Annotated in this window: 16 protein-coding genes and 2 rRNA genes (1 of these 18 running past the window's edge); 6 read left to right on the forward strand and 12 right to left on the reverse strand. The window is 64.0% G+C overall.

What is annotated here, in order from left to right:
• Positions 1-5: 5 nt before the first annotated feature.
• The 4 genes from H7A87_RS18510 (at position 6) to H7A87_RS18525 (ending at position 5,864) form a co-directional block, all read left to right on the forward strand.
• Positions 6-956, forward strand: coding sequence for a YihY/virulence factor BrkB family protein (locus H7A87_RS18510; RefSeq protein WP_119128050.1), 951 nt, complete (start codon positions 6-8; stop codon positions 954-956).
• Between the two features lie 111 nt (positions 957-1,067).
• Positions 1,068-2,816, forward strand: a complete 1,749-nt coding sequence (dnaG, locus tag H7A87_RS18515) for a DNA primase (RefSeq protein WP_119128048.1) — start codon at positions 1,068-1,070, stop codon at positions 2,814-2,816.
• Positions 2,817-3,033: 217 nt separating this feature from the next.
• Entirely contained in the window at positions 3,034-4,038 is a 1,005-nt protein-coding gene (locus H7A87_RS18520; protein ID WP_164739088.1) for a bile acid:sodium symporter family protein, read from the forward strand.
• A 245-nt stretch (positions 4,039-4,283) separates the two neighbouring features.
• Positions 4,284-5,864: a thioredoxin family protein gene (locus H7A87_RS18525; RefSeq protein ID WP_119128046.1), complete on the forward strand. Its 1,581-nt coding sequence runs from the start codon at positions 4,284-4,286 to the stop codon at positions 5,862-5,864.
• 218 nt (positions 5,865-6,082) lie between these two features.
• On the opposite strand, the gene cyoE is transcribed toward H7A87_RS18525, so the two are convergent.
• The 4 genes from cyoE to H7A87_RS18545 are packed head-to-tail and all read right to left on the reverse strand — an operon-like array spanning position 6,083 to position 9,484.
• Positions 6,083-6,979 carry a heme o synthase gene (cyoE, locus tag H7A87_RS18530; RefSeq protein WP_104584131.1) on the reverse strand — a complete coding sequence of 299 codons (897 nt, stop codon included), beginning with the start codon at positions 6,977-6,979 and terminating at the stop codon, positions 6,083-6,085.
• A gap of 2 nt (positions 6,980-6,981) precedes the next feature.
• Positions 6,982-8,145 carry a COX15/CtaA family protein gene (locus H7A87_RS18535; protein WP_104584132.1) on the reverse strand — a complete coding sequence of 388 codons (1,164 nt, stop codon included), beginning with the start codon at positions 8,143-8,145 and terminating at the stop codon, positions 6,982-6,984.
• Positions 8,146-8,155: 10 nt separating this feature from the next.
• Complete coding sequence (locus H7A87_RS18540) at positions 8,156-8,731, reverse strand: hypothetical protein (protein WP_016902808.1); 576 nt, start codon at positions 8,729-8,731, stop codon at positions 8,156-8,158.
• 27 nt (positions 8,732-8,758) lie between these two features.
• A complete protein-coding gene (locus tag H7A87_RS18545) occupies positions 8,759-9,484 on the reverse strand; it encodes an SURF1 family protein (RefSeq protein WP_119128045.1) in 726 nt (241 codons plus the stop codon).
• A 60-nt stretch (positions 9,485-9,544) separates the two neighbouring features.
• Here H7A87_RS18545 and H7A87_RS18550 point away from each other — a divergent pair, with 60 nt between their 5' ends.
• A complete protein-coding gene (locus H7A87_RS18550) occupies positions 9,545-9,763 on the forward strand; it encodes a twin transmembrane helix small protein (RefSeq protein WP_119128043.1) in 219 nt (72 codons plus the stop codon).
• 89 nt (positions 9,764-9,852) lie between these two features.
• Here the strand turns inward: H7A87_RS18550 and H7A87_RS18555 are convergent, their stop codons facing one another.
• Genes H7A87_RS18555 through H7A87_RS18580 form a run of 6 tightly spaced genes read right to left on the reverse strand, consistent with a single transcriptional unit; the run spans position 9,853 to position 14,593 of the window.
• Positions 9,853-10,728, reverse strand: a complete 876-nt coding sequence (locus tag H7A87_RS18555) for a cytochrome c oxidase subunit 3 (protein ID WP_104535425.1) — start codon at positions 10,726-10,728, stop codon at positions 9,853-9,855.
• Between the two features lie 39 nt (positions 10,729-10,767).
• On the reverse strand, positions 10,768-11,364 hold the full coding sequence (locus H7A87_RS18560) for a cytochrome c oxidase assembly protein (RefSeq protein ID WP_119128042.1): 597 nt from the start codon (positions 11,362-11,364) through the stop codon (positions 10,768-10,770).
• Positions 11,361-11,531 (reverse strand): hypothetical protein, encoded by a 171-nt coding sequence (locus H7A87_RS18565; RefSeq protein WP_104584137.1) that lies wholly within the window; start codon positions 11,529-11,531, stop codon positions 11,361-11,363. The genes H7A87_RS18560 and H7A87_RS18565 overlap by 4 nt, the downstream gene beginning before the upstream one ends.
• A complete protein-coding gene (gene ctaD, locus H7A87_RS18570; protein ID WP_065032999.1) occupies positions 11,512-13,116 on the reverse strand; it encodes a cytochrome c oxidase subunit I in 1,605 nt (534 codons plus the stop codon). Before ctaD ends, H7A87_RS18565 begins: the two co-directional genes overlap by 20 nt.
• A 39-nt stretch (positions 13,117-13,155) precedes the next feature.
• A complete protein-coding gene (gene coxB, locus H7A87_RS18575; RefSeq protein WP_119128041.1) occupies positions 13,156-14,100 on the reverse strand; it encodes a cytochrome c oxidase subunit II in 945 nt (314 codons plus the stop codon).
• A 16-nt stretch (positions 14,101-14,116) separates the two neighbouring features.
• Complete coding sequence (locus tag H7A87_RS18580; RefSeq protein ID WP_119128039.1) at positions 14,117-14,593, reverse strand: DUF2244 domain-containing protein; 477 nt, start codon at positions 14,591-14,593, stop codon at positions 14,117-14,119.
• Between the two features lie 289 nt (positions 14,594-14,882).
• Between H7A87_RS18580 and putA the strand changes: the two genes are divergently transcribed.
• A complete protein-coding gene (putA, locus tag H7A87_RS18585) occupies positions 14,883-18,083 on the forward strand; it encodes a bifunctional proline dehydrogenase/L-glutamate gamma-semialdehyde dehydrogenase PutA (RefSeq protein WP_119128038.1) in 3,201 nt (1,066 codons plus the stop codon).
• A 799-nt stretch (positions 18,084-18,882) separates the two neighbouring features.
• Here putA and rrf read toward each other — a convergent pair.
• Positions 18,883-18,997: ribosomal RNA gene (gene rrf, locus H7A87_RS18590) — 5S ribosomal RNA — on the reverse strand.
• A gap of 127 nt (positions 18,998-19,124) precedes the next feature.
• A 23S ribosomal RNA gene (locus tag H7A87_RS18595) occupies positions 19,125-21,671 on the reverse strand (it continues 334 nt past the right edge of the window).

The following is a 21,671-nucleotide window of genomic DNA, read 5'->3' on the forward strand; positions in this document are numbered from 1 at the left end:
CGCCGGTGACGAAGCTCTCAACCGAACACCTGCAAAAGCACCTGAGCCGCCTGCAGCGCAGCCTGCCGATGGCACTGCTCAATCGCTTTCTCGAGATCGACGTGATGACGCAGGCCGCTTCGCTGTCGTTCTACGCCTTGCTGTCGCTGGCACCGTTGCTGGTACTGCTGCTGTGGCTGACCGCCTCGCTGTATCCGCCTGCACAGGAAGCGCTGGTGCAGCAGATCGCGCAACTGGCTGGCGGCAGCGCGGCGGAGGTGGCCGATACGGTGATCCGCAACGCCACCGATCAACCCGGCGTGGGTTCGCTGGCCGGACTGTGGAGCACGCTGCTGCTGTTCATCGGTGCCACTGCGGTGTTCGCGCAGTTGCAGAACGCGCTGAACCTGATCTTCCGCACCGACAAGCAGCGCCTGGAAGGGCTGATGGCGTGGCTGAAGAAGCGCGTGTTCTCCTTCGGCGTGATCCTGGCACTGGGCTTTTTGTTGATCGTGTCGATGATTGCCACCACCGCGTTGCAGGTGGTGTTCGCACGCTTGCCGTCGGTGCTGCCGGCGATCGGCTACATCACCACCCTGGCGCTGTATTCGCTCGCCTTCGCCTTCCTGTATCGCTATCTGCCCGACCGCACCGTCAACTGGCGGCAGGCCTTTGTCGGCGGCGTGATCACTGCGCTGCTGTTCGCGCTGGGTCGCTACGGCATCGGCCTGTACATCGCCAGGGCCGCCCCTGGCAGCGCGTACGGATCGATGGGCACCCTGGTGATCCTGCTGGTGTGGATGTACTACGCCTCGGTGGTGTTCTTTGTCGGCGCCCTGCTGACGGCGGTGATCGACGAGCGCGTGCGCTCGCATCGCAAGCTGCGCGAGGCCGGCGTGGATACGGAGAACCTGCCCCCGGTCGCTGCCGACCCAGGCGCCACGCCGCAGCCGCCGGCTACCCCGACGCGCAGTTGATGGCGCATACGGAGCCTGCTACCACGCGTACGCAGGCAGCAGGCTCCGCTTCGCTGAGGTCCGTCGCTCACTGACACCGGCGGGCGCCGGCGGCTGGGATATCCTAGCGGGATGGCCCGCATCCCCGACGCGTTCATCGACGAACTGCTTGCCCGCACCGACATCGTCGAGGTGGTGGGCGGCCGGGTGCCGCTCAAGCGTCAGGGCAAGGAATATTCGGCGCGCTGCCCGTTCCACGACGAGCGCTCGGCATCGTTCACGGTCTCGCCGACCAAGCAGTTCTATCACTGCTTCGGCTGCGGCGCGCATGGCACCGCGATTAGCTTTCTGATGAATTACGACCGCCTCGAATTCCTCGATGCGGTCGACGAGCTGGCCAAGCGCGCCGGCATGGACATCCCACGCGAGACCCAGCAACGCAGCCCGCAGCAGCAGGACGACAGCCGCGAGCTGTATTCGGCACTGGAAGCGGCGACCAAGTTCTTCCAGCGCCAGCTCGAGGGCAGCGAACGCGCCCGCGACTATCTGGACGGCCGCGGCGTGGATGCCGACAACCGCGCGCGCTTCCAGATCGGTTACGCCCCCGATGGCTACAGCGCGTTGAAGGACACGCTGGGCACCGATGCGCGCCGCATGAGCGTGCTCGAACGCGCCGGGCTGTTTTCCAAGAACGATCGCGGCCATGTCTACGACAAGTTCCGCGACCGGGTGATGTTCCCTATCTTCGACCGCCGCGGCCGCGTGATCGCCTTCGGCGGCCGCATCATGGGCGCGCCGGCAGATGGCCGCGACCCGGGGCCGAAGTACCTCAATTCGCCGGAAACCGCGCTGTTCCACAAGGGCCGCGAGTTGTACGGCCTGTGGCAGGTGCGCCAAGCCAATCAGAAGATCGAGCGGCTGATCGTGGTGGAAGGCTATATGGACGTGGTCTCGCTGTTCCAGTTCGGCGTCACCCAGGCGGTGGCCACGCTGGGCACCGCGACCACGCCCGAACATGCCGAACTGCTGTTCCGCAACGCGCCGGATGTGTATTTCTGCTTCGACGGCGACAACGCCGGCCGCAAGGCGGGCTGGCGTGCACTGGAATCGGTGCTGCCGCGCATGAAGGACGGCCGCCAGGCGTTCTTCCTGTTCCTGCCCGACGGCGAGGACCCGGACACCATCGTGCGCAAGGAAGGCGCGCAGGCCTTCGACCAGCGCCTGAAGCAGGCCACGCCGCTGTCGCAGTTCTTCTTCGACGAGATGTCACGCGAGATCAATCTGCACACGCTCGATGGCAAGGCGCGGCTGGCCGAACGCGCAAAGCCGATGCTGGCACAGATTCCCGAAGGTGCGTTCGGCGATCTGATGAAGCAGGAACTGTCGCGCCTGACCGGCGTGGGCGCCACCAGCGCGACACAGGCGTCCGCACCGCAAGGACGGCCACCTGCACGCATGGGCGCGCCCACGCAAAAACGCAGCCTGGTACGCGCCTCGATCGCGATCCTGCTGCAGCGGCCGTCGCTGGCGATGAGCCTGGAGGGCGACCAAGATTTTTCCGGCCTGCGCCTGCCCGGCATCGACCTGTTGATGGAACTGCTGGCGCTGGTGCGGCAACGCCCGGAAATCAGCACCGGCGCGCTGCTGGAGCACTTCGCCGAACGCGAAGAACTGGTGGCGCTGCAGAAGCTGGCCGCCCAGGCACTGCCCGGCGACGAACACAGCTGGGCGATGGAGCTGCATGACGTGGTCGCGCAACTGGACAAGCAATTGCTGCGGCAGCGCCTGGACGAACTGCAGGACAAGCAGCGCGCGCAGGGCCTGGACGACACCGACAAGTACGAGCTGCGCGAATTGTTCAAGGCGCTCGCCGCGTTGTAGCGCGTGGGGGCAATCGGAGCAGACCACCTGTTGCCGACGTAGCCGGTCAGCCATGCAGGCACGCGCTCATGGCCGCCTGAACAAGATCCTGGCCATCGGGCCGAGCGCCGCGCTGACTGCTTCACTCCTGTCCCGGGTGTGGGCCGATCCGACTCGCAGGCGGCACACGGGCCTCTACAATGGCACTCTGCAGACAGCTCCCCCCTCAATACGCACGATGATCAAACACTGGCTGGCGCGGCTGCGCATCGATCCATTCACCCTCGCGCTGCTGTGCACGGTCACGCTCGCCTCGTTCCTGCCGGTCTCGGGCACCGCCGCCGCGATCATGGACGATGTCACCGACGTGGCGATTGCTGCGCTGTTCTTCCTGCACGGCGCGCGCCTGTCGCGCGAGGCGGTCAAGGCCGGCGCGCTGCATTGGCGCCTGCATCTGCTGATCCTGGCCTGCACCTTCGTGCTGTTCCCATTGCTCGGGCTGTTGTTCAAACCGCTCGCGCATCTTGCACTGACACCGGAGCTGTATATCGGCGTGCTGTTCCTGTGCGCGCTGCCGTCCACGGTGCAATCGTCGATCGCTTTCACCTCGATGGCGCGCGGCAACGTGCCGGCGGCTGTCTGCGCCGCCTCGCTTTCCAGCCTGCTGGGGGTGTTCTTCACACCGTTGCTGATGGGCGCCCTGGTCGGCAGTCAGGGCGCGATGGCGCACCCGGCTGAGGCGATCGGCAAGATCCTGCTGCAGTTGCTGGTGCCGTTCCTGGCTGGCCATTTCATGCGCCCGTGGATCGGCGGCTGGGTCGAACGGCATCGCGCGGTGCTGCGTTACACCGACCAGGGCACCATCCTGCTGGTGGTCTACACCGCCTTCAGCGCATCGGTGAACGAAGGCCTGTGGCAGAAGACGCCGTTGCCGGCCTTGCTCGCGGTGCTCGGTGCGGCCGCGCTGTTGCTGGCGGTGGCGATGCTCTCGATCACCTTCATCGCGCGGCGCCTGCGCTTCAACCGCGCCGACGAGATCGCGATCGTCTTCTGCGGTTCGAAGAAGAGCCTGGCCACCGGCGTGCCGATGGCCAAGGTGATGTTTGCCGGCGGTGGCCTGGGCGCGATCGTGTTGCCGATCATGCTGTATCACCAGCTGCAGCTGATTGTCTGCGCCTTCGTGGCCGCGCGTTATGCACGCACCGCACCGGGCGAGACGCCGGCCGATGCCGGCGGGCATTGAACCTGACACGATGACACCCGGCGCCTCCCGCGCTGCGTGTCCTGCCAAGAAAGGCTGCTTGCCACCGGTGGGTTGCCTGCGCCGGATTCGCCAGGCCGCTACGCCCGGCGCGACACCGGTTCGCGCTGCGTGTCGTTGCGGGTTGTAAGCAGATATACAACGGTCATGACGCACTCCGCCGCTGGCACGGTGCCGCTCGCTAGAGTGTTCGATCCACCTGCCTGCCACGCCCATCGGTGATTGCCATGACGCTGTCGTTCCGACGCCCTGCCCCGCCCTTGATCGCGCTGCTGGCGGCACTGGCCACGCTCACCGCCTGCAACAAGCCCGCCACGCCGGCCGCCCCCGCGCAGACCGGGGCAGCGACCACGCCGGCGCCCGCGTCCAGCATTGCCTGGCGCGAGGGCGATGTCGACGATGCCTTCGCCGAGGCCAGGGAAAGCGGCAAGCCGATCCTGTTGTACTGGGGTGCGGCCTGGTGCCCGCCCTGCAATCGCCTGAAAGCCACCTTGTTCAAGGACCCTACCTTCATCGCCCGCACCCAGCAATTCGTGGCGGTGCATCTGGATGGCGATTCGGAGGGCGCGCAGGCCTGGGGCGAGCGCTTCGGCATTAAGGGCTATCCGACCATCATCGTGCTGCGCCCGGATCGCAGCGAGATCACCCGCCTGGCCGGCGATGCCGACAACGCGCGGCTGGCCGATGTATTGCGCGTGGCCGCCAAGAGCACCAGCACCGTCAGGCAACTGCTCGACACCGCATTGCAGCGCCCGCAGCAACTCAGCGCGGACGACTGGGCCGTGCTCGGCAACTACGCATGGGGCACCGATGACCGGCTGGTCAAGCCGGAACAGGCCGTCGATGTGCTCACGCGCCTGTCCAGGTCGGCGCCGCAGCCGGCCCTGCAACGCAGCTTCGCCCTGGCAGCGATTACCGCAGCCAAGCACCCACCGGCCGCCAGCGCGGCGTCGCGCAGCTTGCTGGAAGCCGTGCTGGCCGACCCGGCAGAGGTGCGTGCCAATCTCGGCACGCTGAGCTATATGCCCGCACGGCTGGTCGCCGCTGCCAGCAGCGATGCCGGCGAGCGCACCACCTTGTCCAACGCGCTGAATCTGGCGCTGGACAAGATCTATGCCGACCCCGCATTGCCGATCGCCGACCGGCTCGGCACCGCGTACGCACGGATCCAGCTGGCCCGCCTGGCGCAAGGTCAGCCCACCGAGACCGAGGCCAAGGGCGCGCAACCGCCGCTGCCCAAGGCCGTGGTCGACACCGTGCAGCAACGCGTACGATGGGCCACCGACACCGCCAGGACCGATGAGGAACGCCAGTCCACCATCAGCACCGCCGCAGCGTTGCTCGGCGAGGTGGGCGACAACAGCGGCGCCGAACAGTTGCTGCTGGCCGAGTTGACGCGCAGCAAGACGCCCTACTACTACATGCCCGAACTGGCCGACCTGGCCGAACAACGCGGCGATAAGAAGACCGCGCTGTCCTGGCTCAGGAAGGCGTACGAAAGCGCGCAAGGACCGGCCACCCGCGTGCAGTGGGGCGTGATGTACGTGGATGGGCTGATCCGGCTCAGCCCGGACGACACCGCCGGCATCGAAGCCGCTGCCACGCAGGTGATCGGCGAACTGGCCGGGCAACCCGATGGCTACCGCCAACGTACCCGGCAGCGCTTTGCCACGCTGGGCGCTGCCTTGAAGACCTGGAGCAAGCAGCATCACCAGGACGGCAATGCGGTGCTGGCGCGTCTGCAGCAGAAGATGCAGAGCAGCTGCGGCAGCAAGAACACCGGCGAATGTGCCAGCTGGTTGGGCTGAGCCGGCATGGCGGCGCAGCCATCCGCACCGCGAGTGTGGCCACGCTGACACCATCGCAGCGGCGGTTTGGCGGTTGGCCGCAGGATGCCCGACCACGCGCGCACCCGGCGGGTACCAGCGAGATGGGCCGGTTGCAGCCACCGGCCATCTCACTCCGCCAACAGCCCTGGCAGGTCTAGCGATGGCTGCTGGCGGTGACGGGCTTCACTGCGCTGCCGCTAGCGCACCCACGGCAACAGCAGGTGATCCACCATCAGGAACGCGAACAGCGCCATCAGATACACGATGGAGTAGCCGAACATCTTCATCGAGAACAGCTCGTCCGGCGGGTCGAGCATGCGCCAGGCGTACCAGAGGAACACCACGTTGAGCACCACCGCGCCGCCCAGGTAGAACAGCCCGCTCATGCCCACCGCCACCGGCAGCAGGGTCACGATCGCCAGCAGCACCGTGTACACCAGGATCTGCTTGCGCGTATGCGGCACACCGTGGGTGACCGGCAGCATCGGGATCGCCGCCTTGGCGTAATCGGCACGCCGGAAGATCGCCAGCGCCCAGAAATGCGGCGGCGTCCAGATGAAGATGATCAGCACCAGCAGCGAGGCATTGATCCAGTCGGCGCTGGTCGGCAAGCCGGTCACTGCGGCCCAGCCCAGCATCGGCGGCGTGGCGCCTGCCAGGCCACCGATCACGATGTTCTGCGAGGTCGCCCGCTTCAGGTACACGGTGTAGATCACCGCGTAACCGATCAGCGACGCAAACGTCAGCACCGCGGTGATCACGTTCACCCAGACCACCAGGATGGTCATGGAGATCACGATCAGCACGCTGGCAAACAGCAGCACCTGCCACGGCCGCACCTTGCCCACCACCAGCGGCCGCCATGAGGTGCGTGCCATCTGCGCGTCGATCTTGGCATCCAGCAACTGGTTGATCGCCGCCGCAGCCGATGCCGCCAGCCAGATGCCCAGAAAGCCCAATGCACCGGTGCGCACCTGCAGCCACGTCGGGACATCCGGGATGGCCAGGAACATGCCCACCAAGGCGGTGAACACGATCAGTGCCACCACCTTGGGTTTGGTCAGATCCCAGTAGTCGCGTGCGCTGACGGCCATGCTCACTCCGGCGCGCGCAGCCGCGCCAGCAGCGAGACCAGCACGAACAGGAGCGCAACTGCGCCGCCGTTATGCAGCACCGACACTTCCAGCGGCAGGGCCAACTTGACGTTGAGCATGCCCAGCGTCACCTGCACCGCCACCAGCACCGCCAGCGCACCGGCCCACACGCGCATGCCCGGCGAGCGCGACAGACGCCAGGCCAGCCACCACAGATACAGCGCCGTCGCAATGGCCCACAACCGGTGCGCCATCTGGATGGCGATACGCGCTGCGCCATCGAGCACACCGCCTTCGTAATCCACTCCGATCCCGCGCCACAGCGTGAAGCCTTCGCGGAAGTCGTGCGGCGGCCACCACTGGCTGACGCAACGCGGGAAATTGTCGGCCGACCAGCTGCCACCGCCACAGGCCAGCGCCGCGTAATTGGCACTGACCCAGCCGCCAAGCGCGATCTGCAGGCCCAGCACCGCCACGCCCGCGCGCAACAGCCACGTGAGCCGCGAGGCATCGGCCAGCGTGATCGGCAAGTGGGTCGCGCGCCAGGCCATCCATACCAGCAGCGAGAACATCAGCATGCCGCCGAGCAGATGGCCCATCACCACGATGGGCTTGAGCAGCAACGTCACCGTCCACATGCCCAGCAGCGCCTGGAAGATCACCACTGCCAGGGTCAGCACCGCCGCACGCGCCAGATCGATATTGCTCCAGCGCAGCGCCGCCAGCAGCAGGATGGCCTCGCCCGCGATCGCCACGCCGAACGCCAGCGTGTGCCAGCCGGACATGTACAGCGGAATGGACAACGCCACCAGCACTGCGGCAGCGACCACCTGGGCGATGCCCATGCGGCGGCGGCGCACCGCCAGCAAGGACAGCACCAGCACCTCCACCCCGAGCGCCCCGGCCAGGAAGCGGTGCACCTGCTCGCGCCAGGCCTTGTGCGATTCCAGCGGCCGGATCTTGCTGGCCACATGCGCGTTGGCTTCGTCGCTGGTCTGTGGCCAGGTGACGCGGCCATAGCAGGTCGGCCAGTCCGGGCAGCTCATGCCGGCATCGGACAGCCGCACGAACGACCCAAACAGGATCGTGCTCGCAGTGAACAGCGCAGCCAGCCAGGCCATGCGATGGAAGTGGCGGAACAATGCCGGTGGCGCAAACAGATTCATCGAAACGGGCTCACATCAGTTTCAGCAGCTTGACCAGATCGGCACGCAGGCCGGCCGGGTCGAAGCCCGGGGCATAGCGCAGGATCACGAAGCCGTTGGGGTCGATCACATACACCGGCACGCCGGCGGCATCGTCGGCACGCGGCAAGCCCTGCCGCAGCCGCGCGTCGTCGCGCAGCACACGCAGGGCCGGCATCGGCGGCAAGCCGGCCGGCGGGGTGCCGATCCACAACACCTCCACCTTGTCGGCGCGATGCCCGAGCAGTTGCCATACCTTGTCCAGTTCGGCCGCCAGCGTCACGCATTGCTGCGTGCAACTGGCCGGCGGTGCGAGCGCAATCCGCCACACGCGTTCGGCAGGCGTCCAGGCATACGGCTGCCCGTCCGCGCGCACCGGCACCAACCCGCGCAGGTCGGCGGGCGGCTGGAGCAACTCGCCGTGATTGCGCATCGATGCCGGCTGCCATCCGGAGAAGCGCAGCACGCCGGCCAGCAACATCGAGCCGAAGAACAGCACCGCCAGGGCAATCAGCATCCTGCGGCCGCGTTTGACCGAATGCGGCGTGGCCGATGTGGAGGAGGTCATGCCGGCGATTTTCTCATGCCGCAGGCGTCAGTGCCCGCGTCGACGGCGGCGACGCGCACGCCACGTCAGCAGCGTCGCGGTGACCAGCACGGCTGCGGCCAGACCGAACCATTGCACCGCATAACCCAAGTGCCGCGCGGGCGGAAGCGTATTCGGCAGCATCTCCAGGTCGCGTGCGTAACCAACCGGCAGGGCCGGATCCAGGCGCAGGACCTGCGACGAAATGTCGCGCCTGCCAAGCGCGCTGCGCAGGGCGCTGGGATCCAGACGCGTGGCCAGCCAGGTCTGCGGCGCATCGGCAGCCGACAACGCCGGCCCCATCGCAAGCCCCGCCGAGGGCGGCGCACCCAGCAACCCCTGCAGCGTATGGGTCCCTTGCAGCGGCGTGATCCTCGGCAATTGCCGATTGGCCGGCAACGGCAGCCAGCCCAGATCGACCAGCAGCGTGACGGGGCTGCCCTGCGGGGCGGCAAGCTGATAGATCCGCACGCCGGCGCGCCCGGCATGCAGCTGGTTGTCCAGCAGCACCTGCTGCGGCAGAAACCGCACCTGTCCGCTCACCCAGGCCAGCGCGTGCGGCGTGGCCAGGGCCTGCACCAGGGTCAACGGCGTCTGCCGCACCTGCGCCGCGCGTTCCAGCAACGCCTGTTTGTCGTGCATGCGCTGCAGCTGCCACTGTCCAAGCGCCACAAAACCCGCGCTGACCAGCACGGCCAGGCACCATCCCAGCACCGCCGTGTGCTTGCGCATCATGACAAGCGACGCAAAAAGGCGTGCAATGCCGCTACCACGCCGACGACCACCGGGGCTGTTGTGAACGATTCGCTCAAGACGTTGCTGATTGTCGCCTTCCTGATCGTGATCCTGTGGAACCTGGGCGCAGGCCTGTACTACCTGCTCACCGACCGTGGCGAAACCAAGCGTACCGTCAACGCACTGACCTGGCGCATCAGCCTCTCAGTCGCACTGATCGCCGTGGTGATCCTGGGCATCTATACCGGCTGGATCAAGCCGCATGGGCTCGGCCGCTGACGCGGCTGGGAATGGGGAATGGGGAATGGGGAATCGTAAAAGCAAAAAGGGGCTCGCTCTTGCGATTCCCGATTCCCGATTCCCGATTCTCAAAGTACATATACGAACAGGAACAACGCCAGCCACACCACGTCGACGAAGTGCCAGTACCAGGCGGCCGCTTCGAAGGCGAAGTGGTTGTCGCGGGTGAAGTGCCCACGCGCGACACGCAGCCACATCACCGCCAGCATGATCGTGCCCAGCAGCACGTGCATGCCGTGGAAGCCGGTGAGCATGAAGAAGGTCGAGCCGTAGATGCCCGATCCCAGCGTAAGATTGAGCTCGGTGTAGGCGTGGATGTATTCCTCCGCCTGCAGGAACAGGAACACGCAGCCCAGCAGCACGGTCAGCCCCAGCCACAGCAATAGCGCGCCGCGACGACCGCCCTTGAGTGCGTGGTGGGCAATGGTCAGGGTCACGCCGGAGCTGAGCAGGATCAGCGTATTGATCAGCGGCAGGCCCCAGGCCGGAATGGTCTGGAATTGCCCACCGATCGTGCCGGGGCCATTGGTCGGCCACGCAGCGGAATAACCGTTCCACAACAGTTCGTTGGTCATGACGCCATCGCCTTCGCCGCCCAGCCAGGGCAGCGTCAGCACGCGCGTGTAGAACAGCGCACCGAAGAAGGCGCCGAAGAACATCACCTCGGAAAAGATGAACCACACCATCCCCATGCGGAAGGAGCCGTCCACTTGGCGGTTGTAGTGCCCGGCATTGGATTCGCGGATGACATCGCCAAACCACATGAACAAGGTCGCCAGCAGCATCGCCATGCCGACGAAGAACGTCCAGCGTCCCCATGCCGCATCGTTGAGCCAGCTGGCCACGCCGATCATCATCACGAACATCGCAATCGACCCGACAAAGGGCCACTTGCTCTGGCTCGGGACGAAATACGCATCGGCATTGGGACTGTGGTCGGCCATGGCGTTGCTTCCGTGTCGGTGCTGCGTGTGGATGAGGGATTACGGCGCGGCGCGCGGCGCGCTGGATGCGCCACCGCCCTGCAGCTCCGAGGTCAGGGTGTCGTTGCGATAAAATGTATAGGACAGGGTGATCGTGGTGACTTCCGGCGGCAGCGCAGGGTCGACGATGAAACGCAGCGGCATGTCGCGCGTTTCGCCGGCCTGCAAGGTCTGCGCGGTAAAACAGAAACATTCGGTCTTGTTGAAGTATCCGGACGCGCGCGCCGGTGCGACCGATGGCACCGCACTGCCGACCACCGCACGCGCGCTGTCGTTGCGCGCAAAATACAGCGCCTCGTTGAGTTCGCCCGGCACCACATCCATCGTCATCTGCTCGGGATGGAAGGTCCACGGCAGCTTGGAATTGACCCCGGCATCGAACTCCACCCGCACCGTGCGTCTGCCAGGCCCTGCAATCGCAGCGCCATTGGCACGCGTGCTGCCCGGTGCGCGCTCCATGCGGATGCCGAAGACTTTTTCGCACGCGATGCGATACAGCGGCACCAGCGAAAAGGTCAGCACGAACACGCCCAGCACCACGCCCAGCAGCTTGAACAAGCCGGCCGTCGGTGCAGGTGCGGGCGCCCGCGCGTTCACCGCCCGATGACTCCCGACGCGATGAAACCCGCGTAGATCAGCAACGCGATGATGCCGACGGTGATCGCCGTGCGGCGCACCGCGCGACGCTGTTGCGCCTGCCGTTCGGCAGCCGAGAGCAGGCGCGCCACCGCTGCCGGCGCCGACTCAGTGACCGATGTCTTCATGCGCAAGATCTCCAGGCTTGATCACCGGTGGTACGGTGAAGGTATGCGCCGGTGCCGGCGACGGCACCGTCCACTCCAGTCCCCTGGCGCCTTCCCAGGCCCGTGCGTCGGCCTTGGCGCCACTGCGTAACGAGGCGAGCAGGATGCCGGCCATCAGGAACGGCGTGGCGAACATGCCGAACGCGCCGATCGAGCTGATCAGGTTCCAGTCGGCGAACACCACGTTGTAGTCGGGAATCCGCCGTGGCATGCCGGCCAGGCCGAGGAAGTGCTGCGGGAAGAACAGCAGGTTGACGAACACCATCGTCCACCAGAAATGAAACTTGGCCCAGGTTTCGTTGTACATCCGCCCGGTCCATTTCGGCCACCAGTAGTAGACCGCCGCGATCAACGCGAACACCGCTCCGGTGACCAGCACGTAATGGAAATGCGCGACCACAAAATACGTGTCGTGGTACTGGAAATCCGCCGGCACGATCGCCAGCATCAGGCCCGAGAATCCACCGATGCTGAAAAGGATCACGAAGGCCACCGCCCACAGCATCGGCGATTCGAACGTCAGCGAGCCCTTCCACATCGTGCTGACCCAGTTGAACACCTTCACCCCGGTCGGGATGGAGATCAGCATCGTGGCGAACATGAAGTAGATTTCGCCACCGAGCGGCATGCCCACGGTGAACATGTGGTGCGCCCACACGATGAAGCTCAGGAACGCGATCGCCGCGATCGCATACACCATCGCCTGATACCCGAACAGCGGCTTGCGGCTGAAGGTCGGGATGATCTCGCTGACCACGCCGAACGCCGGCAGGATCATGATGTAGACCTCCGGGTGCCCGAAGAACCAGAAGATGTGCTGGTACATCACCGGGTCGCCGCCGCCGGCCGCATTGAAGAAGCTGGTGCCGAAGAACTTGTCGGTCAGCAGCATGGTCACTGCACCGGCCAGCACCGGCATCACCGCGATCAGCAGGAAGGCGGTGATCAGCCAGGCCCAGCAGAAGATCGGCATCTTCAACAGATCGATGCCGGGCGCGCGCATGTTGAGCACGGTGGCGATGATGTTGATCGCGCCCATGATCGAACTGACGCCGGCCACGTGAATTGCAAACACGCTGAAGGCCACGTTGTAGCCGCCCTGCAGCGACAGCGGCGGATACAGCGTCCAGCCACCAGCCGGCGCACCGCCGGGCAGGAACAACGTCAGCAGCAGCAGGGTGAAGGCCACCGGCAGCAACCAGAACGACCAGTTGTTCATGCGCGGCAACGCCATGTCCGGCGCGCCGATCTGCAGTGGAATCATCCAGTTGGCCAGGCCGACGAAGGCCGGCATCACGCCGCCGAAGATCATCACCAGTGCATGCACGGTGGTCATCTGGTTGAAGAATTCGGGTTTGACGAACTGCAGCCCGGGCTGCATCAGTTCGGCGCGGATCACCACGCTCATCGCCGCGCCGATGATGAACATCACGAAGGAAAACAGCAGGTACAGCGTGCCGATGTCCTTGTGATTGGTCGAGAAGAACCAGCGCTCGACGAAACCGGGCTGGTGGTGTCCGTGGTGATCGACTGCGGTATGCGCCATGACGGAACGACCTCTACGAAGCGATGCGGTTGCGGGCGATTAAAGAGCGGCAGTCGGCGCGGCGGCCGGAGCAGGCGCAGCCTCGCCGGCAGGCGTTGCTGCAGGGGTGGACACCGGCGCCGGTGCGGGGGCGCCCGCCGGTGCAGCAGGCGATGCATTGGCACTGCGACGCGCGGCCAGCCAGCGCTGGAATTCGGCCTTGGGCAGCGCCTCCACCACGATCGGCATGAAGCCATGGTCCTTGCCGCACAATTCGGCGCACTGGCCCCGATACACGCCCGGCTGCTCGATGTTGGTCCATGCCTCGTTGACGATGCCGGGGATGGCGTCCTGCTTCCAGCCCAGGGCCGGCACCCACCACGCATGGATCACGTCGTCGGCGGTGATCACGAAACGGATCTTGGTCCCGACCGGCAGCACCAGGCGGTTGTCCACATCCAGCAGGTAATGCGGTTGCGAGGCAGCGGTCGGACGCTCGCCACTCTGGCGGATGCGATCGGACTCGCGCGCCAGCCGGCTGGTGAATTCCACGCCCTGGCCCAGATACTCGTATTTCCACATCCACTGGTAGCCGGTGACCTTGACGGTCATTTCCGACTCGCGGGTGTCGTACATCGCGATCAGCTTGGCCGTTGCCGGCCAGGCCATCGCAATCAGCACCAGCACCGGAATCACCGTCCACAACACCTCGGCCGTGGTGTTGTGACTGAACTGCGCAGCCACAGCGCCCTTGGACTTGCGGAACTTGAAGATCGCATAGCCCATGGCACCGAACACCAGCGCGCCGATCACCACGCAGACCCACAGCGCCACCATATGCGCCTCGTAGGCCATGCGCGCGGTCTGAGTGACCCCGCGGCCCATGTTGAGCTGCCATTCCTTCGGGTCGGCCGATTGCGCCCAGGCAGCCGGTGCGCCCAGCAGCGCCGCCATCGCCAAAGCCATCTTCGAATACGTCGCCTTCCAGCTGCTGCGTTGCGTCATTGCCTAGACCCTTACGTCATCGGTGACGGCCATTGGCGGCCGCGAGCAAGCGTTTCAGCGTAGTTGCCAGTTCCACACGTTCGGCCGGCCCGAGAAAACTTCCGATCTCGATCTGCTTGCCGCTGCTGACCAGCACCACCCTGTCGTCGCGTTCCATGGATAACCGCACCCAATGCGGATGTGCCTGAAACGCTGGTGGCGCATGCCCGGACGCAAACACCTCGACGACGGTGTCTCCCACCCGGATCGCTTCTTCGCGCTCGCCACTTCGCCACAACTGCCGCAGCGCCAGCGCCACCACACCACTGTGCAACAGGGCGAACACCGGCGCGAATGCATTGCCGGTCCACCACCCCAGGCCCGCAAATACCCACATCGTTCCCGCCAATACTGCGAACAACTGCACGAACTGCCTGGCCGACAATGCCCGCGGAGGCCGCAACCGCAACTGCGTCCCGACCCCTTCGGACATCAACGGCAGTACTTCGATCATTGGCAACACGCAGCGCACTGCGGGAATGGCCCGATGGTAGACCCGCACGAACGCAGGCGGCAAGCGTTTCCGGCAATCATCGAATTGCTGCAGTGCAGCTAAAAACACGCGTAAATCAATCACTTCCCGATGCCGGCAGCGATCCCCGTGCCCGTGGCCGGCAACGATCGAGCCCGCTTGGGCCTGCGCTGGCCACGTGCACAAAACGGCGGAAAAGCTGCCGCTTCCACACAAGTGCGCGGAGCCCGCGGCTCTCTAGAATGAGCACGGATTCCCAGGCGCCCTACGCATGAACGCTCAGCTCGACCCGCTTGCCTCTCCCTCAGTTGCGCGCCCGCTGCTGGCGCCCGAGCTGCCTGCCGCACCCGGCGCATTGCGTGCGGCGATCACGGCCGCATGGCTCAAGGACGAAACCGAGCACGTACGCGAACTGCTCGACCAGGCGCGTCTGCCCGCCGCCGAACAGGCCAAGGTGCAGGCGCTTGCCGCCGACCTGGTCACCCGCGTCCGAGCACGTGCGCAGGACCAGGGCGCGATCGAAGCCTTCATGCGCCAGTACGACCTGGGCAGCGAAGAAGGCGTGCTGCTGATGTGCGTGGCCGAGGCACTGTTGCGCATTCCCGACCAGGACACCGCAGACAAGCTGATCCGCGACAAGCTCGGCGATGCCGACTGGAAGAAGCACGTCGGCGGCAGCGACTCGGTGCTGGTCAACGCATCGACCTGGGGCCTGATGCTCACCGGCAAGCTGGTGCAGCTCAACGACCTCACCCGTGCCGACGTGCCCGGCGCATTCAAGCGTCTGATCGGCCGCGTCGGCGAGCCGGTGATTCGCCTGGCCGTGCGCCAGGCGATGAAGATCATGGGCCACCAGTTCGTCATGGGCCGCACCATCGGTGAAGCCCTCTCGCGCTCGCGCAAGGGCGACAACGCCGATTACCGCTATTCGTTCGACATGCTCGGCGAAGGCGCATTGACCATGAAGGATGCGCAGCGCTATTTGCAGGCATACCGCGATGCCATCCACGCGATCGGCCGCAGCGGCAGTTTCGTCGGCACCGATGTATTCGCAGCGCCCAGCATCTCGATCAAATTGTCCGCACTGTATCCGCGCTACGAACATGCCAAGCGTGCGCGCGTGATGGCCGAGCTGGTCCCGGGCGTGCTCGAGCTGGCGCAACTGGCCAAGTCCTATGGCATCGGCTACACCGTCGATGCCGAAGAAGCCGACCGCCTGGAACTGTCGCTGGACATCATCGAGGCCACGTTCTCCGACCCGTCGCTGGATGGATGGGAAGGCTATGGCCTGGCGGTGCAGGCCTACCAGAAGCGCACGCCGTACACGATCGATTTCCTGGCCGACCTGGCACGCCGCGTCGGCCGTCGGATTCCGGTGCGTCTGGTCAAGGGCGCGTACTGGGACGCGGAGATCAAGCGTGCACAGATCGAAGGTCACCCAGGCTATCCGGTATTTACCCGCAAGCAGAATACCGACGTGTCGTACCTGGCCTGCACACGTCGCATGTTCGCGCACAGCGATGCGCTGTACCCGATGTTCGCCACGCACAACGCGCAGACCATCGCGGCGGTCCGCGCGATCTCCGGCGGCAAGGTGTACGAACACCAGAAACTGCACGGCATGGGCGATGACCTGTATGCCGAAGTGATTCCGGCCGATCGCCTGGGGCTGCCCTGCCGCGTGTACGCACCGGTTGGCTCGCACGAGGATCTGCTGCCGTACCTGGTGCGACGCCTGCTCGAAAACGGCGCCAATTCCAGCTTCGTCAATCGCATCACCGACGAGGACGTCGCCATCGAAGAGCTGATCCGTGATCCGGTCGAAGCAGTGTCCTCGTTCGGCTCCATTCCGCATCCCAAGATTCCGCTGCCGACCGATCTGCTGCGCAGCCAGAACCAACACAGGAAAAATTCCATGGGCGCCAATCTCGCCAACGACAACGATCTGCGGCAGCTGGCCGAGCAACTCAATGCCGCCATCAAGCCTTGGAAGGCCGGCCCGCTGGTGCCCGGCGCGGTGATCAGCACGCCCAGCCAGGCCGTGCTCAACCCGGCAGACCGCCGCGACACGGTCGGCCAGTGGCAGCCAGCCGATCCGGCCACCGTACAGACGGCGTTGGCGACCGCGACTGCCGCGCAGCCAGCCTGGAACCGCACGCCTGCCGCCAGCCGCGCCACCATCCTGGAGCATGCGGCCGACCTGCTCGAAGCGCGCATGCCCGAGTTCATGGCCATCTGCGTCAAGGAGGCCGGCAAGACCCTGCCCGACGCCGTGGCCGAGGTGCGCGAGGCGGTCGACTTCCTGCGTTACTACGCCGGCCAGGCACGCGCCCAGTTCGGTGCACCCGAACGCCTGCCCGGACCGACCGGTGAATCCAACGAACTGCAGTTGCATGGCCGCGGCGTATTCGTCTGCATCAGTCCCTGGAACTTCCCGCTCGCCATCTTCCTCGGCCAGGTCGCCGCCGCATTGGCCGCCGGCAACAGCGTCATCGCCAAGCCCGCAGAGCAGACCAACCTGATCGGCTACGCCGCAGTGAAGCTACTGCACGAAGCGGGCATCCCCGAGGCGGTCGTGCAGTTCCTGCCGGGCGACGGCGCCACCGTCGGCGCGGCGCTGACCAATGACCCGCGCGTGGCGGGCGTTGCCTTCACTGGCTCCACCGAGACCGCACGCGTCATCAACCGCACCCTGGCTGCGCGCGACGCCGCAATCGGTGTGCTGATTGCCGAAACCGGTGGCCAGAACGCCTTCATCGCCGACTCGTCCTCGTTGCCGGAAGCCGTCGTCAAGGACGCGATCTCCAGCGCCTTCATGTCCGCCGGCCAACGCTGCTCGGCGGCCCGTGTGCTGTTCGTGCAGGACGACATCGCCGACAAGGTCATGACCATGCTGGCCGGCGCCATGGGGGAATTGAAGATCGGCGATCCTGCGCTCCTGTCCACCGACGTTGGTCCCGTCATCGATGCAGATGCACTCAAGATCCTCGATGATCATGCAGCGCGCATGGATCGCGAAGCCCGCCTGATCGGCTCCACCACCCTGGATCCGGCCGCCGCTAACGGGAGTTTTTTCGCCCCACGTGCGTACGAGCTGACCTCGCTGGCGCAGCTGCAGCGCGAGGTTTTCGGACCTGTGCTGCACGTCATTCGTTGGAAGGCCGACCAGCTCGACGCCGTCATCGACCAGATCAACGCCACTGGCTATGGCCTGACCCTGGGCGTGCATTCGCGCATCGACGAGACCATCGATCGCATCACCGCACGCGTTGCGGTGGGCAATGTCTACGTCAACCGTAACCAGATCGGCGCGGTCGTCGGCGTACAACCCTTCGGCGGCCAGGGCCTGTCGGGCACCGGCCCGAAAGCCGGGGGTCCACATTACCTGCTGCGCTTCGCTACCGAGAAGGTCGTCACCGTCAACACGACCGCCGCAGGCGGCAATGCCTCTCTGCTGACCTTGGGCGATTGATCCTCGCCTCGATGCAGGCGTCATAGTGCAGTCGATTGGACCAAAAAACCCCGCTCACGCGGGGTTTTTTGTTGGCTTGTGCCCTGCTAATGCCTCATGCGACGGCGATAAGTGATGTGGCCAAGCACATGCGTATCGGATGCAGTCTCGGTGAGCAGCATGGCGGCCAAGAATAGGCCAGTCACCGAGTCACCGAGTCACTTCGATCTTGATGAATTGCATAGCCCTGATGGTCCCCAGGGCTCCTGATGATCCCAGGAGTCTGGCGCTTGTGGACTGCAACCAGCCCCCATTTGCCGGCACTGGCCGGCGACCGGGCTCCTCGTGCCTATCTATAAGCGGGAAGCCAGCACTATCACAGGTATTTTCAGGTGCTTTCACTGGCGGACGCACTGACTGGTCGGTTCTTTGACCATCTACCAATCGATCGATAAACAGATGCCTTTGCGGTCATCGGGGCAAGATGGATGCCGCTGTAGTACCAGGAAGTGGGCACCCAGCGTCAAGCACGTGTCCTGGTACGTGTCCTGGTATCGGTGCCCTGCTCCGAGTGCGCCTTGCCGGTCCGGGTTCTGCAGTGACATTCAGACCCTTCGGCCTTGCTAGCGCGTCCTGCTTGAGCACAAGCGCCAGGCGCGTGTCGTGCCACCAGTGCCTGTCTCAGCCTGAGCGTCGAGCCTGCGGACGCGGACGCGGTGGTCAGCGTGCGTCCTCGCGCGGTGTTTTTGGCGGTTGCATTGCGGATTTTTGGACAAAAAGAAACCCCCAGTCCTGATGGACTGAGGGTTTCGGGTAAAGCCCCTGGCGATGACCTACTCTCGCATGGCTTGAGCCACACTACCATCGGCGCAGCTGCGTTTCACTTCCGAGTTCGGGATGGGATCGGGTGGTTCCACAGCGCTAATTTCACCAGGGAGACGGTTGGAGCGTCGCCATCCAAGAAACGGATTAAGGCGCCCAGTCTCGCATAGTTAACTTGTGACGTAGCTTGCGTTTGATGATCTACCAACGTTCGTTGGGACCAAGGCAACTTGAGGTTATATGGTCAAGCCGCACGGATCATTAGTATCAGTTAGCTCAATACATTGCTGTACTTACACACCTGACCTATCAACCACATAGTCTATATGGTTCCTTTAGGGGGCTTGTGCCCCGGGAAGTCTCATCTTGAGGCGCGCTTCCCGCTTAGATGCTTTCAGCGGTTATCGCTTCCGAACATAGCTACCCGGCAATGCCACTGGCGTGACAACCGGAACACCAGAGGTTCGTCCACTCCGGTCCTCTCGTACTAGGAGCAGCCCCTCTCAAACTTCCAACGCCCATGGCAGATAGGGACCGAACTGTCTCACGACGTTCTGAACCCAGCTCGCGTACCACTTTAAATGGCGAACAGCCATACCCTTGGGACCGACTACAGCCCCAGGATGTGATGAGCCGACATCGAGGTGCCAAACACCGCCGTCGATATGAACTCTTGGGCGGTATCAGCCTGTTATCCCCGGAGTACCTTTTATCCGTTGAGCGATGGCCCTTCCATACAGAACCACCGGATCACTAAGACCTACTTTCGTACCTGCTTGATCCGTCGATCTTGCAGTCAAGCACGCTTATGCCTTTGCACACAGTGCGCGATGTCCGACCGCGCTGAGCGTACCTTCGTGCTCCTCCGTTACTCTTTAGGAGGAGACCGCCCCAGTCAAACTACCCACCATACACGGTCCCTGATCCGGATAACGGATCTAGGTTAGAACGTCAAGCACGACAGGGTGGTATTTCAAGGATGGCTCCACTGCAGCTAGCGCCACAGTTTCATAGCCTCCCACCTATCCTACACAGACGAACTCAACGTTCAGTGTAAAGCTATAGTAAAGGTTCACGGGGTCTTTCCGTCTTGCCACGGGAACGCTGCATCTTCACAGCGATTTCAATTTCACTGAGTCTCGGGTGGAGACAGCGCCGCTGTCGTTACGCCATTCGTGCAGGTCGGAACTTACCCGACAAGGAATTTCGCTACCTTAGGACCGTTATAGTTACGGCCGCCGTTTACTGGGGCTTCGATCAAGAGCTTCGCCTTGCGGCTGACCCCATCAATTAACCTTCCAGCACCGGGCAGGCGTCACACCCTATACGTCCACTTTCGTGTTTGCAGAGTGCTGTGTTTTTGATAAACAGTCGCAGCGGCCTGGTTTCTGCGACCCTCTTCAGCTATAGCTCGCATGAGCCACCAAAAAGGGTGCACCTTCTCCCGAAGTTACGGTGCCATGTTGCCTAGTTCCTTCACCCGAGTTCTCTCAAGCGCCTGAGAATTCTCATCCTACCCACCTGTGTCGGTTTACGGTACGGTCTTCGTGAGCTGAAGCTTAGGAGCTTTTCCTGGAAGCGTGGTATCAGTGACTTTGCCATAAAGGCTCGTCTCGGTGCTCGGTCTTAAAGGATCCCGGATTTGCCAAAGATCCAAACCTACCGCCTTTCCCCGGGACAACCAACGCCCGGTACACCTAACCTTCTCCGTCCCTCCATCGCACTCACGCGAGGTGCAGGAATATTAACCTGCTTCCCATCGACTACGGCTTTCGCCCTCGCCTTAGGGACCGACTAACCCTGCGTCGATTAACGTTGCGCAAGGAAACCTTGGGCTTTCGGCGTGCGGGCTTTTCACCCGCATTATCGTTACTCATGTCAGCATTCGCACTTCCGATACCTCCAGCAGACTTCTCAATCCACCTTCGCAGGCTTACGGAACGCTCCTCTACCGCGCATAAAACAAGTTTTATGCACCCCAAGCTTCGGTTCACTGCTTAGCCCCGTTAAATCTTCCGCGCAGACCGACTCGACCAGTGAGCTATTACGCTTTCTTTAAAGGGTGGCTGCTTCTAAGCCAACCTCCTGGCTGTCTATGCCTTTCCACATCGTTTTCCACTTAGCAGTGAATTTGGGACCTTAGCTGTGGGTCTGGGTTGTTTCCCTTTTCACGACGGACGTTAGCACCCGCCGTGTGTCTCCCGGATAGTACGTACTGGTATTCGGAGTTTGCAATGGTTTGGTAAGTCGCGATGACCCCCTAGCCATAACAGTGCTCTACCCCCAGTAGTATTCGTCCGAGGCGCTACCTAAATAGCTTTCGAGGAGAACCAGCTATCTCCGGGTTCGATTAGCTTTTCACTCCTAATCACAGCTCATCCCCGTCTTTTGCAACAGACGTGGGTTCGGGCCTCCAGTACCTGTTACGGCACCTTCACCCTGGCCATGACTAGATCACCCGGTTTCGGGTCTACTGCCCGCGACTATGCGCCCTTATCAGACTCGGTTTCCCTTCGCCTCCCCTATACGGTTAAGCTTGCCACGAACAGTAAGTCGCTGACCCATTATACAAAAGGTACGCAGTCACTCTTGCGAGCTCCTACTGCTTGTACGCACACGGTTTCAGGATCTATTTCACTCCCCTCTCCGGGGTTCTTTTCGCCTTTCCCTCACGGTACTGGTTCACTATCGGTCGGTCAGGAGTATTTAGCCTTGGAGGATGGTCCCCCCATATTCAGACAGGGTTTCACGTGCCCCGCCCTACTCGTCTTCACTGGAGTGGCCCTT

Source organism: Xanthomonas sp. CPBF 426, from assembly GCF_903989465.1.
Taxonomy (GTDB): domain Bacteria; phylum Pseudomonadota; class Gammaproteobacteria; order Xanthomonadales; family Xanthomonadaceae; genus Xanthomonas; species Xanthomonas euroxanthea.

What these genes read in the sequence shown, in the direction of transcription:
- cyoE (WP_104584131.1), bottom strand. Translation starts at nt 6,979, where the DNA reads ATGGCCGTCAGCGCACGCGACTACTGGGATCTGACCAAACCCAAGGTG.
- dnaG (WP_119128048.1), top strand. Translation starts at nt 1,068, where the DNA reads ATGGCCCGCATCCCCGACGCGTTCATCGACGAACTGCTTGCCCGCACC.
- putA (WP_119128038.1), top strand. Translation starts at nt 14,883, where the DNA reads ATGAACGCTCAGCTCGACCCGCTTGCCTCTCCCTCAGTTGCGCGCCCG.
- H7A87_RS18555 (WP_104535425.1), bottom strand. Translation starts at nt 10,728, where the DNA reads ATGGCCGACCACAGTCCCAATGCCGATGCGTATTTCGTCCCGAGCCAG.
- H7A87_RS18525 (WP_119128046.1), top strand. Translation starts at nt 4,284, where the DNA reads ATGACGCTGTCGTTCCGACGCCCTGCCCCGCCCTTGATCGCGCTGCTG.
- coxB (WP_119128041.1), bottom strand. Translation starts at nt 14,100, where the DNA reads ATGACGCAACGCAGCAGCTGGAAGGCGACGTATTCGAAGATGGCTTTG.
- H7A87_RS18520 (WP_164739088.1), top strand. Translation starts at nt 3,034, where the DNA reads ATGATCAAACACTGGCTGGCGCGGCTGCGCATCGATCCATTCACCCTC.
- H7A87_RS18565 (WP_104584137.1), bottom strand. Translation starts at nt 11,531, where the DNA reads ATGAAGACATCGGTCACTGAGTCGGCGCCGGCAGCGGTGGCGCGCCTG.
- H7A87_RS18545 (WP_119128045.1), bottom strand. Translation starts at nt 9,484, where the DNA reads ATGATGCGCAAGCACACGGCGGTGCTGGGATGGTGCCTGGCCGTGCTG.
- H7A87_RS18580 (WP_119128039.1), bottom strand. Translation starts at nt 14,593, where the DNA reads ATGATCGAAGTACTGCCGTTGATGTCCGAAGGGGTCGGGACGCAGTTG.
- H7A87_RS18540 (WP_016902808.1), bottom strand. Translation starts at nt 8,731, where the DNA reads ATGACCTCCTCCACATCGGCCACGCCGCATTCGGTCAAACGCGGCCGC.
- H7A87_RS18535 (WP_104584132.1), bottom strand. Translation starts at nt 8,145, where the DNA reads ATGAATCTGTTTGCGCCACCGGCATTGTTCCGCCACTTCCATCGCATG.
- ctaD (WP_065032999.1), bottom strand. Translation starts at nt 13,116, where the DNA reads ATGGCGCATACCGCAGTCGATCACCACGGACACCACCAGCCCGGTTTC.